This window comes from Burkholderia sp. BCC1977, from assembly GCF_905339595.1.
In the GTDB taxonomy this organism is placed as follows: Bacteria; Pseudomonadota; Gammaproteobacteria; order Burkholderiales; family Burkholderiaceae; genus Burkholderia.
The window spans coordinates 55,636-70,073 of record NZ_CAJPGQ010000021.1 but is presented as its reverse complement, the minus strand read 5'-3'; the positions used below and the strand labels follow the sequence as shown (position 1 = coordinate 70,073).

At 68.3% G+C, this 14,438-nt stretch carries 14 protein-coding genes; 5 read left to right on the top strand and 9 right to left on the bottom strand.

Annotation, left to right across the window (positions count from 1 at the left end):
* Nucleotides 1-14: 14 nt before the first annotated feature.
* Nucleotides 15-476 carry a GNAT family N-acetyltransferase gene (locus tag U5771_RS18725; protein ID WP_322025347.1) on the bottom strand — a complete coding sequence of 154 codons (462 nt, stop codon included), beginning with the start codon at nucleotides 474-476 and terminating at the stop codon, nucleotides 15-17.
* A 21-nt stretch (nucleotides 477-497) separates the two neighbouring features.
* A complete protein-coding gene (gene speB, locus U5771_RS18720) occupies nucleotides 498-1,448 on the bottom strand; it encodes an agmatinase (protein WP_322025346.1) in 951 nt (316 codons plus the stop codon).
* Nucleotides 1,449-1,577: 129 nt separating this feature from the next.
* Between speB and U5771_RS18715 the strand changes: the two genes are divergently transcribed.
* A complete protein-coding gene (locus tag U5771_RS18715; RefSeq protein ID WP_322025345.1) occupies nucleotides 1,578-2,495 on the top strand; it encodes a LysR family transcriptional regulator in 918 nt (305 codons plus the stop codon).
* 69 nt (nucleotides 2,496-2,564) lie between these two features.
* On the opposite strand, the gene U5771_RS18710 is transcribed toward U5771_RS18715, so the two are convergent.
* Both U5771_RS18710 and U5771_RS18705 read right to left on the bottom strand, forming a co-directional pair.
* Nucleotides 2,565-3,194 carry an NAD-dependent epimerase/dehydratase family protein gene (locus tag U5771_RS18710; protein ID WP_322025344.1) on the bottom strand — a complete coding sequence of 210 codons (630 nt, stop codon included), beginning with the start codon at nucleotides 3,192-3,194 and terminating at the stop codon, nucleotides 2,565-2,567.
* Nucleotides 3,195-3,290: 96 nt separating this feature from the next.
* Nucleotides 3,291-4,049 carry an AraC family transcriptional regulator gene (locus tag U5771_RS18705; protein WP_322025343.1) on the bottom strand — a complete coding sequence of 253 codons (759 nt, stop codon included), beginning with the start codon at nucleotides 4,047-4,049 and terminating at the stop codon, nucleotides 3,291-3,293.
* A gap of 18 nt (nucleotides 4,050-4,067) precedes the next feature.
* On the opposite strand from U5771_RS18705, the gene U5771_RS18700 reads away from it, so the two are divergent.
* On the top strand, nucleotides 4,068-4,208 hold the full coding sequence (locus U5771_RS18700; protein ID WP_322025342.1) for a hypothetical protein: 141 nt from the start codon (nucleotides 4,068-4,070) through the stop codon (nucleotides 4,206-4,208).
* 276 nt (nucleotides 4,209-4,484) lie between these two features.
* Here U5771_RS18700 and lpdA read toward each other — a convergent pair whose 3' ends face one another.
* The 5 genes from lpdA to U5771_RS18675 all read right to left on the bottom strand — a co-directional run bounded on the left by lpdA (nucleotide 4,485) and on the right by U5771_RS18675 (nucleotide 10,559).
* Nucleotides 4,485-5,876, bottom strand: a complete 1,392-nt coding sequence (lpdA, locus tag U5771_RS18695; RefSeq protein WP_322025341.1) for a dihydrolipoyl dehydrogenase — start codon at nucleotides 5,874-5,876, stop codon at nucleotides 4,485-4,487.
* 5 nt (nucleotides 5,877-5,881) lie between these two features.
* Nucleotides 5,882-7,237: a dihydrolipoamide acetyltransferase family protein gene (locus U5771_RS18690; RefSeq protein ID WP_322025340.1), complete on the bottom strand. Its 1,356-nt coding sequence runs from the start codon at nucleotides 7,235-7,237 to the stop codon at nucleotides 5,882-5,884.
* 1 nt (nucleotide 7,238) lies between these two features.
* Complete coding sequence (locus U5771_RS18685) at nucleotides 7,239-8,282, bottom strand: alpha-ketoacid dehydrogenase subunit beta (protein WP_322025339.1); 1,044 nt, start codon at nucleotides 8,280-8,282, stop codon at nucleotides 7,239-7,241.
* A 2-nt stretch (nucleotides 8,283-8,284) separates the two neighbouring features.
* On the bottom strand, nucleotides 8,285-9,517 hold the full coding sequence (locus U5771_RS18680) for a 3-methyl-2-oxobutanoate dehydrogenase (2-methylpropanoyl-transferring) subunit alpha (RefSeq protein ID WP_322025338.1): 1,233 nt from the start codon (nucleotides 9,515-9,517) through the stop codon (nucleotides 8,285-8,287).
* 415 nt (nucleotides 9,518-9,932) lie between these two features.
* A complete protein-coding gene (locus U5771_RS18675; RefSeq protein ID WP_322025337.1) occupies nucleotides 9,933-10,559 on the bottom strand; it encodes a flavin reductase family protein in 627 nt (208 codons plus the stop codon).
* Between the two features lie 911 nt (nucleotides 10,560-11,470).
* Between U5771_RS18675 and U5771_RS18670 the strand changes: the two genes are divergently transcribed.
* The 3 genes from U5771_RS18670 to U5771_RS18660 all read left to right on the top strand — a co-directional run bounded on the left by U5771_RS18670 (nucleotide 11,471) and on the right by U5771_RS18660 (nucleotide 14,430).
* Nucleotides 11,471-12,496, top strand: coding sequence for a substrate-binding domain-containing protein (locus U5771_RS18670; protein WP_322025336.1), 1,026 nt, complete (start codon nucleotides 11,471-11,473; stop codon nucleotides 12,494-12,496).
* 64 nt (nucleotides 12,497-12,560) lie between these two features.
* Nucleotides 12,561-13,589: an ABC transporter substrate-binding protein gene (locus tag U5771_RS18665; protein WP_124487543.1), complete on the top strand. Its 1,029-nt coding sequence runs from the start codon at nucleotides 12,561-12,563 to the stop codon at nucleotides 13,587-13,589.
* Nucleotides 13,590-13,605: 16 nt separating this feature from the next.
* Entirely contained in the window at nucleotides 13,606-14,430 is an 825-nt protein-coding gene (locus U5771_RS18660; protein WP_322025335.1) for an ABC transporter permease, read from the top strand.
* The last annotated feature ends 8 nt before the right edge of the window (nucleotides 14,431-14,438 follow it).

Sequence of the window (14,438 nt, the reverse complement as noted above, 5' to 3'; positions counted from 1 at the left end):
ATGACGAAACAGTCTTACGCGGGCCCGATCCGAAGCGTCAGGATTTCGTCGCCGGCATCGTCCGGCTTTCCGGTCGGCGTCCACCCGAGATGCCGGTAGAAGCCGTACGAGCGCGATGCCGGGTCGGTCGAGCAACCGAGAAACAGCGTCGTGAAGCCGTTCGCCGCGAACGCATCGATCACGTGCCGAAGCAATCGCTTGCCGATCCCCGCCCCTTCGTACTCGGGCAGCACCGCCAGCACCAGGATCTCGCCCGAATCGGCGTCACCGAAGCAGTAGCCGGCCATGCGGCCGCTCACGCGGCAGACGTAACCGGGAAACAGGCCGTCGCGGATCCCGTCGCGCCAGCTTGCGACGGTGATGCCCAACTCGCGCAACTGCGCTTCGGTGAATGCGTTCTCGCGCGTCCTGCCGCGCAGTGCGATGCAGTCGGCCGCGTCGTCGGGAACCGCGCGGCGGTAGACCGGTTCATTCATCGTGCATGGCTCCGTTCGCCGTCACCGCGCGCCGCGACGGCGCGACGCGTACAGGCAGACGAGTTCCAGCGCGATCGTCGCGCCGGCCAGCGACGTGATTTCCGCATGATCGTACGGCGGCGACACTTCGACCACGTCCATCCCGACCAGGTTGATGCCGTCCAGGTGACGCAGGATCTCGAGCGCCTGATGGCTCGACAATCCGCCCGAGACCGGCGTGCCGGTGCCCGGCGCGTAGGCCGGATCGAGACAGTCGATGTCGAACGTCAGGTAGACGGGATGATCGCCGACGCGTTCGCGAATCCGCGCGGCGACCGCGGCAGGCGTCGACGCATGCACGCTGCGCGCATCCTGGATCTCGAAGCCCATCGGCTCGTCGTTGGTCGTGCGGATGCCGATCTGCGCCGACCGCTCGGGCACGACCCACCCTTCCCGCGCCGCGTGATAGAACATCGTGCCGTGATCGATGCGCTTGGCGTCGCGATCGGGCCACGTGTCGGTGTGCGCATCGAAATGCACGAGCGACAGCGGCCCGTGCACCTTCGCATGCGCCTTCAGCAACGGATACGTGATGAAGTGATCGCCGCCGAGCGTCAGCATCGCGCAGCCGCGCCCGAGGATCGCATCCGCATGCCGTTCGATCGCGTCCGGCACCGATCCGGGCTGCCCGAGATCGAACGCGCAATCGCCGTAGTCGACCGCGGCCAGCACGTCGAACGGATCGAACGCCCACGGCCACGGACGTTCCCACGCAATGCCGGTCGACGCGATCCGCAGCCCGCGCGGACCGAAGCGCGTGCCGGGCCGGTGCGACGCGGCCGCATCGAACGGCACGCCGGTGATCGCGAGATCGACGCCGGCGAGATCGCGGCTGAAGCGCCGGCGCATGAAGCTCGTCGCACCGGCGAAGGTCGGCTCGGCCTGCGTGCCGTAAAGGCTGTCGCGCGTGAACGCGAGATCGTTCTGGCTCATCGTCGGATTCCTGTCTGATGGGGACACCGGTCGCCCGGCTGGCGACCTCGTGCCCGATTCTGCCGCGCCCGCATCCGACGAAAAATATGAACTAACATAAGCTGACTTCACAAAACGCGATGTATTGCCATGCTGACCCGCTTGAGAGACCTGGATGTGCAATTGCTGCGGCTCTTCGTCACGATCGTCGAGAGCGGCGGCTTCAGCGCGGCGCAAGGCACGCTCGGGATGGCGCCGTCGACGATCAGCACGCAGATGGCGAAGCTCGAGACGCGCATCGGCTTCCGGCTGTGCGAACGCGGCAAGCGCGGCTTCCGGCTCACGCCGAAGGGCGAGCGCGTGCTGCAGTCGACGCGGCGCCTGTTGCAGGCAATGGACGCCTTTACGCGCGATACGCAGCACGTGTCGGGCACGCTGCTCGGCGAACTGCGCATCGGCTTGTCGGAGCGGCTCGCACCGCACGTCGTCGAAGCGATCGCGACCGCCGTCGGCCGTTTTCGCGCGCAGGCGCCGGACGTGCTGATCGAGATGCTCGCGGTCGCACCCGACGAGCTGGAGCGCAAGCTGCTGAAAGGCGAGCTGCAACTCGCGATCGGCTATTTCTCCGGGCACCAGGCCGGCCTGCACTACACGCCGCTGTTCGTCGAACGGCAGTCGCTCCATTGCGGCGCCCGGCATCCGCTGGCCGCGAAAAAAACCGTGTCGGTGAACGACGTCGCGCGCGCAAGCAACGTCGCGCGGCTCTACAAGACCCACACCGCCGGCTCGGCGCTGCGCAACGCGCAGCCGACCGCGTTCTCCGAAAATGTCGATGCCGACGTGATCTTCATCCTGTCCGGCGCGCACGTCGGCTTCCTGCCCGACCATGTCGCGGCGCCATGGGTCGAGGCCGGCAAGATGCGCAGGCTGCTCGCGAACACACTGAGCCACACCGTCGAATTCCAGCTCGCGACGCCGCGCAACAGCGACGGCGGCGAAGCGCTGGACGCGTTCTGCGATGCGCTCGCGGAACAGTTCGGCCCGCTCGGCGGTTTCGCGCGCGAATAGTCCGCACGGGCAGTCCGCTCGTTCATCCGTGCCGGCCGGGCGCGCCGGAGGCGCGTTGCCCGTTACGGTTCAGACGAGCCGTTCCGATCCGATGACCTGCACGCCCGGGCGCGCGTCGAGCGCGGCGTCGAGCAGCGCGCGGGCAATGCGCGGCGCGGGATTCACGCGCCACTTCCGCGGCAACAGCGGCCCGGCGACGCCCAGCGCAAGGACCAGCATCCGTTCGCCGAGCCGGAATTCGTCGCGGCTGCCGCCGATCAGGCCCGGCCGCACGCAGGTGAGCGACGCGAACCCGATGCCCGCGAGCCCACGCTCGACCTCGCCCTTCACGCGGTTGTAGAAGATGCGCGACGCCGGGTCCGCGCCGAGCGCGGAATTCAGCACGTAGGTCGGCGTGCCGGACCGGTGCGCGAGACGCGCGACCGCGAGCGGATAGTCGTGATCGACGCGGCGGAACGCAGCCTGCGAGCCCGCGACCCGCATCGTGGTGCCGAGCGTGCAGATCACCGCGTCGGCCTGCCACCAGTCGGCCGCCTCGGGCAAGTGATCGAAGTCGACCTCGGGTGCGCGCATCTTTGGATGCGGCGACAACGGCCGGCGCGCGAGCACGACGACCTGGTCCACCCGCGCGTCAGCCAGCGCGGCTTCGAGGACGTGGCGCCCGACGAGTCCGGTCGCGCCGACGAGCAACAGTTTCATGACAGGGGGTTCCGTGTTGGGGCCGGTGAATCGGCGTGGAATCGACACGATGAACGGTTCGCGCGGGAGGGTCAACCGCAACCCGCATCCCGCCCGCTACGAACCCGTTCCCGCCAGCAGCGACACGCTCGGCGCGACACCGGTCCACCACTCGTACGCCTGCGAGAACGACGACATGTCGCTGAACCCCAGTTCCTCCGCGATCTCCTTGGTCGACAGCCGCCCTTCGGCGATCAGCGTCTGCGCGCGCGCCTTGCGCACCGCGTTCGAGATCTCGCGGAAGCTGGCGCCCGCTTCCTGCAGCCGGCGCTTCAGCGTGCGCTCGCTCGTGTTCAGCAGCGTCGCGATGTCCTTCAGTTGCGGCGGCCGGTCGAACGGCCGCGTGGCGAGGTATTCATTCAGGAACGACACGAGGTCGACGCGCGTGCGCCGGCGCGAGATAAGCTCCGCGCACATGCGCTCGCACATCGCGGCGGTCGCGGCGGCCGCGGCGTTGGCCTGCGGCAACGGCCGTTCGAGATGTGCGTGCTCGAACGTGATCGCGCTGGCCGGCTGCCCGTACCGGAGCGGCGTGCCGAGTACCTGCCGGCCGCCCGGTTCCGCGTCGTACGTCAGGTCGAACGTCGCGAGTTCGAACGCGCCGCCGATCACATCGCGCAGCACGCGGCAGGTCACACCCATCGCGCGCTCGACGAAGAAGCGCTGCAGCGGCGCGGACAGTTCCGGCGACGCGTCGAACCCGATCGCGTCGTGTCGCCCGGCGCGACGGTACGTCATCCCGACGAACGTACAGGTCAGCGCCAGATAGCGGCCCGCGAGTGCGACCGCGTCCTTGCCGGTCGCGCTGCTCAGCACCTCGCGCGCATCCGCGACGTGCCGGTCAAGGTCGTGATGCTCGACAACGCCGGCCACTATCCGCTCGAACAGCCGGGGCTTGCGCAGATGGTGGACGCGATCGATGCGTTCTATCGCGACGTGACGGCCCAGCCCGCTGGCGCGCGCATGCCTTCGTGACCGCCTGCGGCGTGGGCCCGTCGACGCATCTCGCAAGGCAACGCCGAACGGGTCGTTCGCGCCTCGGCCAACAAACGTCGCTCGGGCCATGCGAACGGCCACGCGCCGGCTTTCGCGTCGCCGACCTTGATCGATCGTTCGCAGTCCGGATATCTCCCGCCTGAAACGCCATGTCGAATCCGGGGCGGGCAATCCGCAACCGACGCCTGCAACCGACGCAGGCAACAAAGCCCCGCCGCCGCGGGGCTTCGTTAGGCCGCACCTGCCGGCACATGCTCACACATGCAACGGATGTCCCAGCGCGCGCAACGCCGCCTCCTGCATCGCTTCGCCGAGCGTCGGATGCGCGTGGATCGTGCCGCCGATGTCCTCGAGCCGCGCACCCATCTCGAGCGACTGCGAGAACGCCGCGGCCAGTTCCGACACGCCGCGCCCGACCGCCTGCCAGCCGACGATCAGGTGCGTGTCGCGCCGCGCGACGACGCGCACGAAACCGTCGGTCGCCTGCAGCGTCATCGCGCGGCCGTTCGCCGCGAACGGAAACGACGCGCTGATGCAGTCGACACCGGCCGCCTTCGCGTCGTCGGGCGACCAGCCGGACGTGACGACCTCGGGATCGGTGAAGCACACGGCCGGGATCGATGCCGGCATGAACTTGCGGCGGCGTCCCGCGATCAGCTCGGCCACCATCTCGCCCTGCGCCATCGCGCGATGCGCGAGCATCGGCTCGCCGGCGACGTCGCCGATCGCCCATACGTTGCGCATCGACGTCCGGCATTCGTCGTCGATACGCAGCGCGCGGCCGTTGCGATCGAGCGGCAGCGATTCGAGCCCGAAGCCGTCGACGCGCGGCCGGCGGCCGACCGCGACCAGCACGCGATCGGCCGGCAGCGTCTTTTCCGTGCCGTCGGGTGCCTGCACGCGCACCGCGCCGTCGCTCGCGAGGCCCAGCACCTTGTGGCCCAGCCACAGCCCGACGCCGAGCCGCACGAGCGAATCGGCGACCGGCTTCGCGAGTTCCGCGTCGTACGCGGGCAGCACGCGCTCCGCCGCCTCGACAATGCCGACGTCGACGCCGAGCTTGCGATAGACGGTCCCGAGTTCGAGCCCGATGTACCCGGCGCCGACGACGACCAGCCGCTTCGGCAACGACGCGGGCGACAGCGCCTCGGTCGACGACACGACGTGCCCGCCGAACGGCATCGACGGCAGCGCGACCGGTTCCGAACCCGTCGCGAGCAACAGGTGCTCGCATGCGATCCGCGTCGTGTGGTCGCCGGCGACGACGTCGACCGTCTTGCCGTCGACCACGCACGCGTCGCCATGCAGCACGCGCACGCCGTGCTTCTTCAGCAGTGCGCCGACGCCGCGCGTGAGCCGCTCGACGATGCCGTCCTTCCACGCGACGCTTTTCCCGATGTCGATCTCCGGCGTACGCACGCGAATCCCGAGCATCCCCTCGCCGGCCTGCCCGCGCGCCTGCTCGAACGCGTCGGCGACATGGATCAGCGCCTTCGACGGAATGCAGCCGATGTTCAGGCACGTGCCGCCGAGCCGCTCGCGCTCGACGAGCACCGTCGGAATGCCGAGCTGTCCCGCGCGAATCGCGGCGACGTAACCGCCCGGACCGCCACCGATGACGAGCAACGTGGTGTGTTCGTTCTTCATTGCCCTCACTCCGCGAACAGCAGCGCCGGGCGCTCGAGCAACCCGCGCACGGCCTGGATGAATTCGGCCGCGTCCGCGCCGTCGACGACACGATGGTCGAACGACGACGACAGGTTCATCATCTTGCGCGCGACGATCGCGCCGTCGCGGATCATCGGCCGCTCGACGATCCGGTTCACGCCGACGATGCCGACCTCGGGATGGTTGATGACCGGCGTCGACACGATGCCGCCGAGCGCGCCGAGGCTCGAGATCGTGATCGTCGAGCCGGTCAGCTCGTCACGCTGCGCGCGGTTCGCGCGCACCGCGTCGGCAAGCCGCGCGATTTCCGCCGAGATCGACCACACGTCGCGCGCTTCCGCGTGACGCAGCACCGGTACCGTAAGGCCGCCGTCCGTCTGCGTCGCGACGCCCATGTGCACCGCGCCGTAACGCGTGACGACACCGGCTTCGTCGTCGTAGCGCGCGTTGATCTGCGGGAAGTCGCGCAGCGCGATCACCAGTGCGCGGATCAGCAGCGGCAGCGGCGTGAGCCGGCCGCGTGTCTCGCCGTGACGTCGATTCAGTTCGGTGCGCAACGATTCGAGCTCGGTGACGTCGATCTCCTCGACGTAGCTGAAGTGCGGAATGCGGCGCTTCGCTTCCTGCATCTTGCGCGCGATCGCACGCCGCAGGCCAATCACCGGCACCTCGGTTTCGTCGTTGCGCTCGTCGTAGCCATGCGCTTGCGACCCGCGCGCCGCACCGCCGCCCGTGCGTGCAAACGCATCGAGATCCGCATGCAGGATCCGCCCGGCTTCGCCGGAGCCGCGAACGTAGCGCAACTCGATGCCCATGTCCCAGGCACGCTGGCGCACCGCCGGCGACGCGAGCGGCCGCTCGCCCGGCGCCAGTGCCGCGCGCGGCGCCGCCGCGTGTTCCGCGCGGCGCGGCCCGGCCGGCGCGCGGTCGGCGGCGGGACGCGTTGCCTTCGACGACGCGTGCGCTTCGGCGGCTTCCGCCACGTCGGCCGCTTCGGTGACTTTGACTGACTTCGCAGGCACGTCGGCCGCCGCCGGATGCTGCGTCGCATCTGCGCCGGCATCGCGTGCCTTCGCGCCCGGTTTCAGGTTGCCGTCGCCTTCGACTTCGAGACGAATCAGCTCGCTGCCGACCGCCATCATCTCGCCGATCCGGCCACCGAGCTCCAGCACCTTGCCCGCCACCGGCGACGGAATCTCCACCGCCGCCTTGTCGGTCATCACATCGGCGAGCGGCTGGTCTTCGGCGATCGTCTGCCCCGGCTGCACGTGCCAGGCCACCAGCTCGACCTCGGCAATCCCTTCGCCGATATCCGGCATCTTGATGACATGAATCCCCATCTCAGGCCTCCATCACGCGTCGCAACGCTTCGCCAACCCGGGCCGGGCCGGGGAAATACGCCCATTCCTGCGCGTGCGGATACGGCGTGTCCCAGCCCGTCGTCCGCTCGACCGGTGCTTCCAGATGGTAGAAGCAATGCTCCTGGACGAGCGACACCAGTTCCGCGCCGTAGCCGCAGGTGCGCGTCGCTTCGTGCACCACCACGCAGCGGCCGGTCTTGCGCACCGATGCGACGATCGTGTCGAGATCGACCGGCCACAGCGTGCGCAGGTCGATCACTTCCGCATCGATGCCGGTCTCCTCGGCCGCAGCCAGCGACACATGCACGGTCGTGCCGTACGTCAGCACCGTCAGGTCGTTGCCGGGCCGCACCACGGCAGCCGTATCGAGCGGCACCGTGTAATAGCCTTCCGGCACCTCGCTGCCCGGGTGCTTGAGCCACGACGTGACCGGACGCTCGTGATGGCCGTCGAACGGCCCGTTGTACAGGCGTTTCGGCTCGAGGAAGATCACCGGATCGTCGTTCTCGATCGAGGCGATCAGGAGCCCTTTCGCGTCGTACGGATTCGACGGCATCACCGTACGCAATCCGCAGACCTGCGTGAACATCGCCTCCGGGCTCTGGCTGTGCGTCTGGCCGCCGTAGATGCCGCCGCCGCACGGCATGCGGATCGTCATCGGCGCGGTGAACTGGCCCGCGGAGCGATAGCGCAACCGCGCGCCTTCCGACACGATCTGGTCGGACGCCGGGTAGAAGTAGTCCGCGAACTGGATCTCGCAGACCGGTCGCAATCCATACGCGCCCATCCCGACCGCGGCGCCCACGATCCCGCCTTCCGAGATCGGCGCGTCGAACACGCGCGACTTGCCGTACTTGGCCTGCAGCCCCTCGGTGCAGCGGAACACGCCGCCGAAGTAGCCGACGTCCTGCCCGAACACGACCACGTCGGCGTCGCGGCCAAGCATCACGTCCATCGCGGAGCGCAGCGCCTGGATCATCGTCATCGGCTGTGCCGATGCCGTCGTCGTTTCATGTTGCGCCATGATCACGCTCCCAGTTCCTGGCGCTGACGGCGCAGGTGCGCGGGCAGCTCCTTGTACACGTCGTCGAACATCGAGGCCGGCGACGGAATCCGGTCGTCGGCCAGCGTCCCGAACTTCTCCGCTTCCTTCTGCGCGGCGATCACCTCGGCTTCCAGTTCGGCCGTGAGCGCGTCGTGCGCGCTGTCCGACCAGATGCCCTTCGCGATCAGGTGCTGCTTGAAGCGGGCGATCGGATCGCCGAGCGGGAAATGGGCCCAGTCGTCGGCCGGCCGGTATTTCGTCGGATCGTCCGACGTCGAGTGCGCGCCCGCGCGATAGGTGACCCACTCGATCAGCGTCGGACCGAGATTGCGGCGCGCGCGTTCGGCCGCCCAGGTCGAGGCTGCGTAGATTGCGAGGAAGTCGTTGCCGTCGACGCGCAGCGAAGCAATGCCGCAGCCGACGCCGCGCCCGGCGAACGTCGTCCCCTCGCCGCCCGCGATCGCCTGGAACGTCGAGATCGCCCACTGGTTGTTGACGACGTTCAGCACGACCGGCGCGCGATACACGTGCGCGAACGTCAGTGCGGTGTGGAAGTCGGCTTCCGCGGTCGCGCCGTCGCCGATCCACGCGGACGCGATCTTCGTGTCGCCCTTGATCGCCGACGCCATCGCCCAGCCGACCGCCTGGATGAACTGCGTCGCGAGGTTGCCGGAAATCGAGAAGAAGCCGGCCTCGCGGTCCGAGTACATGACCGGGAGCTGGCGGCCCTTCAGCGGGTCGCCCTCGTTCGACATCAGCTGGCAGATCATCCGTTCGAGCGGCACGTCGCGCGCGATCAGGATGCTTTGCTGGCGGTAGGTCGGGAAGCACATGTCGCCGTGGCGCAGCGCCATCGCATGCGCGGCGCCGATCGCCTCCTCGCCGAGGCTCAACATGTAGAAGGAGATTTTCTTCTGACGCTGCGCGATCATCATGCGCGCGTCGAAGATGCGGGTCTTCAGCATCGCGCGCATCCCGGCGATCAGGCGCGCATCGTCGAGGTCCGGTGCCCACGGGCCGACGGCTGCGCCGTGGTCGTCGAGCACGCGCACCAGGCTGCGGGCGAGATGGGCGGTGTCCGCCGGCGCAACGTCGATCGGCGGGCGGCGAACCGCGCCGGCCGGCGATAGATGCAGATAGGAAAAGTCCGTCTTGCAGCCCGGACGCCCGGTGGGCTCCGGCACATGCAGACGCAATGGCTCTGACAGGCTCATCGTGTCGTCTCCACGCTCGATTGTGTCTCACGCTGATAGAAACGCGCGGCCGGTTGCCGGCTCACGCGCGGGCTGGCGCACGGATAAGCACGCCAACCTTGGGAATTTATGCCTTGCCGCGCCGGACGTCGATGCCCAACCCGCTCGTTCGGGGTGAGCAGATTTGCCATGGCGGCGACGATAGGCGATCGGTGTTGCCTGCGGGTTTGAAGGACGCTTGCGCGTGCTGCGATGCGTCAACGCGCCGGGGCGCGCGGAGTCGATGCGCGCCAGTCACGCCTGTCGGAGGGTACAAAGCGAAAGACCCCGCGAAATCCTGGATTTCGGCGGGGTCTGTGTGCGTCCGCGTGCTGCGGTGCTCACGCGCCGGATCGTTCCGGCGCGCGATGGCGCGATGCGTCGATGATGCGATGCGTCACGCGTCGGGGCGCACGATGTCGAAGCGGCTGTCGGGCGTGACGCGCACGTAGGCGGACGGACCGCCCGCGCGCAGAATGATGCCCGCGCCGAACGTGTCGAAGATGCCGTCCTTCAGCAGGTCGTGACGGATATGCACGGCGACGACCTCGCCCAGTACCAGCGTGGCCGGCGTCTCGACGCCGCGGTGATCGCGCAGCCGGATCACGTCGGTCACCTTGCATTCGAAGTTGACGCCGCTTTCCGCCACGCGCGGCACGTTGACGAGACGCGACGGAATCGCGGTCAGGCCGCCGAGTTCGAATTCGTCGACGTCGTACGGCACGGCGGCACAAGTCTGGTTCATCCGGTCGGCAAGCTCGCGCGTCGCGAGGTTCCAGACGAACTCGCCGGTCTCCTGCACGTTGCGCAGGCTGTCCTTCGCGGCCGTGCTCGAAAAGCCGATGATCGGCGGACGATAGTTGAACGCGTTGAAGAAGCTGTACGGCGCGAGGTTGAGCGTGCCGTCGCTGCCGCGGGAGGAAATCCAGCCGATCGGGCGCGGGCCCACGATCGCGTTCAAAGGATCGTGCGGGAGGCCGTGGCCTTGCGTCGGTTCGTAATAGTGGTAGTTCGAATCGGTCATGGCGGGTGGTGTTGCGGGAGGCGAACTGCATTGAAGTCCGTCGGCGGAATCAACGTGCGTCGAGGGGGGTGACGACGTCCTGAGCGACGGGTGTGCCAAGTATCACATGGCGTCATATTCGCCGCAGTGAAGCGTACCGTGAAGCGCGTTGCAGCGCCGGCGCATGCGCCACGCCAAACAAAAAACCCGCGAGCGTCTATTTCTCGCGGGTTTTTCAGACCTTCGTCGAATCGCGTCGAAGCGATCGGTGGTGCCGGGGACCGGACTTGAACCGGCAAGCCAATTAAGGCGGCGGATTTTCGTCACACTGCTTCTTTCGAAGCCGGCGTCGTCGAAACGATGCCGTTCGTGCGCTGGACTATGCCTTCACCATCGCGCGCGGGCGTGATCGCCGCCCGTGCGCCTTAGGCGCCCCCCGTCTAGTCTCTACACCTTCCTCGCTGGCGTTGTACCGCGAGGCTTGGCTCGGCGTTGCCTCGACGCACGGAGCGCGTCAGGGGTTTCACCGAATTTGAAGGGTTCTGCACCGACCGTTTCCGGCCGGGCACTCAATCGTTTAAGTCCGCTATGTTTACCAATTTCATCACCCCGGCAAAAGGGCGGACGCGATTCTACCATTGCTTGCCCGTGCGTTAGCTGATTCGCGCACGGTACATCGCGACGCAGCGTGTTTGCCTACCTCATCCGCGCCGGAATTCATCCGCGGGAATCGACATCGACGCGACACCGTCATCGAATTCGTCCCGCGCCTCGGCATCCGCCGATACAATCGAGTCCGCCCCGCTCGCCGGGCGCCAAACGTCTGATGTTTGTCTCGTACTTTCAACGAAACGGACATCTCGTGCGTCATCGCGAAGTCACAAACGTTTTCGATAATTTTCCTGCCGAAAACGTTTACATCGCGTAACTTCATGACCCCGACCATCAAGGACGTCGCCGCGCTCGCCGGCTTCTCGATCGCCACCGTCTCGCGCGCGATCAACGCGCCGCATACCGTCAGCCCCGCCACGCTGGCGACGATCCGCACCGCCATCGACACGTTGCAGTTCCGCCCGAGCCCGCTCGGCCGGCAATTGCGCGGCGAACGCACGCGCCTCGTCGGCGTCGTCGTGCCGACGCTGTCGAACCCGGTGTTCGCCGACTGCCTGCAGGGCATCGACGAACTCGCGACCGCGGCCGGCTTCAAGCTGATCCTGATGACGACCGAATACGACGCGGCGCGCGAGCGCCACGCGATCGAGACGCTGCGCGAACAGCGCGTCGAAGGGCTGATCCTGACCGTCGCCGACGCGGACACGCATCCGCTGCTCGACATGCTCGACCGCGACGGCCCGCACTACGTGCTGATGCACAACGACACGCAACGCCGCCCGTCGGTGTCGGTCGACAACCGCAGCGCCGCCTATGACGGCGTCCGTCTGCTCACGGCACGCGGCCATCGCCGCGTGCTGATGCTGGCCGGTTCGCTCGCCGCGTCGGATCGCGCACGCCAGCGCCATCTCGGCTATGCGCAGGCACTCGAGGAGGCCGGCGTCGCGACGCTGCCGCCCGTCGAAGTCGACTTCAACGCAGCCGAGCTGCCCGACGCGGTGCTCGCGCACCTCACCGCGCAAGCCACGCGCCCGACCGCCCTGTTCTGCAGCAACGACCTGCTCGCGATGGTCGTGATGCGCGGCCTGCGCCGCGCGGGCTTCTCGATTCCCGACGACCTGTCGGTGCTCGGCTTCGACGGCATCGCAATCGGCGAACTGCTCGCGCCGCCGCTCGCGAGCGTCGCGACACCGAACCAGGACATCGGCCGTCACGCATGGCGACGCCTCGTCGAATGCATCGGCGGCGCGACGATCGAGCGCACGTCGCTGATCCTGCCGCATACGGTTCGCGACGGCGCGACGGTCGCCCCGCCGGCCGCCGACCTGCAGCTGCACCAAGCCTGAACGCGCGCGCCGCGCCATCGTGCGCGGCGCGGCGAGATACCCCTACCCCGCCCGGAGACCCACCGTGTCCTTTCGCCTGACCTCGCTGCTGCGCGTGCTCGCCGCGCCCGTCGCCTGCGCCGCGCTCGTCGCGTTCGCACCCGCTGCCCACGCCGACGAATCCGCGATCTGCTACAACTGCCCGCCCGAATGGGCCGACTGGGCCGCGCAGATCGCGGCGATCAAGCAGAAGACCGGCATCCGCGTGCCGTTCGACAACAAGAACTCGGGCCAGGCGATCGCGCAGCTGATCGCCGAGCAGAAGAGCCCGGTCGCCGACGTCGTCTATCTCGGCGTGTCGTCGGCGTTCCAGGCGAAGGACAAGGGCGTGATCGCGCCGTACAAGCCCGCGCACTGGAACGACATCCCCGCGAACCTGAAGGACCCGCAGGGCTACTGGTTCGCGATCCACTCGGGCACGCTCGGCTTCTTCGTGAACAAGGACGCACTCGACGGCAAGCCGGTGCCGCGCTCGTGGGCCGACCTGCTGAAGCCCGAATACAAGGGCATGGTCGGCTACCTCGATCCGTCCAGCGCGTTCGTCGGCTATGCGGGCGCGGTCGCCGTCAACCAGGCGCTCGGCGGCAGCCTCGACGACTTCAAGCCGGGGCTCGACTGGTTCCGCAAGCTGAAGGCGAACGCGCCGATCGTGCCGAAGCAGACCGCGTATGCGCGCGTGCTGTCCGGCGAGATTCCGATCCTGCTCGACTACGACTTCGACGCGTATCGCGCGAAGTACAAGGATCACGCGAACGTCGAGTTCGTGATTCCGAAGGAAGGCACGATCGCGGTGCCGTACGTGATGAGCCTCGTGAAGGGTGCGCCGCACGATGCGAACGGCAGGAAGGTGCTCGACTTCGTGCTGTCCGACGAAGGCCAGAAGCTGTGGGCCAACGCGTACCTGCGTCCGGTGCGCGCGCAGACGCTCGGCGCCGACGTCGCCGCGAAGTTCCTGCCGGCGAGCGAATACGCGCGGGCGAAATCGGTCGACTTCGGCAAGATGGCGGCCGGCCAGCAAGCGTTCGGCCAGCAATACCTGCAGGTGATGCAGTAAGCGCCGGACCCACGCCATGCTCGATCTGACTTTCCCGCTGCGCTGGCGCGTCGCCCTCGTCGCGCCGGCACTCGCGGTGTTCGCCGCGTTCTGGCTGCTGCCGATGGCGGCGCTCGTGCAGGTGTCCGCCGACGGCGCGTTCTTCACGCAGTACGCGACGCTGCTCGGCAACGCGCGCTACATGAAGAGCCTCGGCGAAACGGTTGCGTTGTCGGCCGGCGTCACGCTCGCGACGCTCGCGCTGTCGACGATCTCGGGCCTGCTGCTCGCGCGCCGCGAATTCGCGGGCAAGCGCGTGCTGCTCGCGCTGCTCACCTTTCCGCTCGCGTTCCCGGGCGTCGTGGTCGGCTTCATGGTGATCATGCTCGCCGGCCGGCAGGGGCTGATCGGGATGCTGTCCGCGAAGCTGACCGGCGACAAGTGGGTGTTCGCGTATTCGGTTGCCGGGCTGTTCGTCGGCTACCTGTACTTCTCGATCCCGCGCGTGATCGTCACCGTGATCGCGGCCGCGTCGAAGCTCGACGCGTCGCTGGAGGAAGCCGCGCGCTCGCTCGGCGCGTCGCCGTGGCGCATCTTCATCGACATCGTGCTGCCGGCGCTCGCGCCGGGCCTGATCGCGGCCGGCGCGATCTGCTTCGCGACCGCGATGGGCGCGTTCGGCACCGCCTTCACGCTCGCCACCGACCTGAACGTGCTGCCGATGACGATCTATACCGAGTTCACGCTGAACGCGAACATCGCGACGGCGGCCGGCCTGTCGATCGTGCTCGGCATCGTCACATGGGCCGTGCTCGCGCTCGCGCGCCGGTTCACCGGCCACACCGCCGCCGCCGCGGCCTGAGGATTCCT

Bases quoted from the DNA above. Each gene is read 5' to 3' on its own strand.
- U5771_RS18710 (WP_322025344.1), bottom strand. From the start codon at position 3,194: ATGAAACTGTTGCTCGTCGGCGCGACCGGACTCGTCGGGCGCCACGTC.
- U5771_RS18680 (WP_322025338.1), bottom strand. From the start codon at position 9,517: ATGAGCCTGTCAGAGCCATTGCGTCTGCATGTGCCGGAGCCCACCGGG.
- U5771_RS18715 (WP_322025345.1), top strand. From the start codon at position 1,578: ATGCTGACCCGCTTGAGAGACCTGGATGTGCAATTGCTGCGGCTCTTC.
- lpdA (WP_322025341.1), bottom strand. From the start codon at position 5,876: ATGAAGAACGAACACACCACGTTGCTCGTCATCGGTGGCGGTCCGGGC.
- speB (WP_322025346.1), bottom strand. From the start codon at position 1,448: ATGAGCCAGAACGATCTCGCGTTCACGCGCGACAGCCTTTACGGCACG.
- U5771_RS18675 (WP_322025337.1), bottom strand. From the start codon at position 10,559: ATGACCGATTCGAACTACCACTATTACGAACCGACGCAAGGCCACGGC.
- U5771_RS18690 (WP_322025340.1), bottom strand. From the start codon at position 7,237: ATGGGGATTCATGTCATCAAGATGCCGGATATCGGCGAAGGGATTGCC.
- U5771_RS18660 (WP_322025335.1), top strand. From the start codon at position 13,606: ATGCTCGATCTGACTTTCCCGCTGCGCTGGCGCGTCGCCCTCGTCGCG.
- U5771_RS18670 (WP_322025336.1), top strand. From the start codon at position 11,471: ATGACCCCGACCATCAAGGACGTCGCCGCGCTCGCCGGCTTCTCGATC.
- U5771_RS18685 (WP_322025339.1), bottom strand. From the start codon at position 8,282: ATGGCGCAACATGAAACGACGACGGCATCGGCACAGCCGATGACGATG.
- U5771_RS18725 (WP_322025347.1), bottom strand. From the start codon at position 476: ATGAATGAACCGGTCTACCGCCGCGCGGTTCCCGACGACGCGGCCGAC.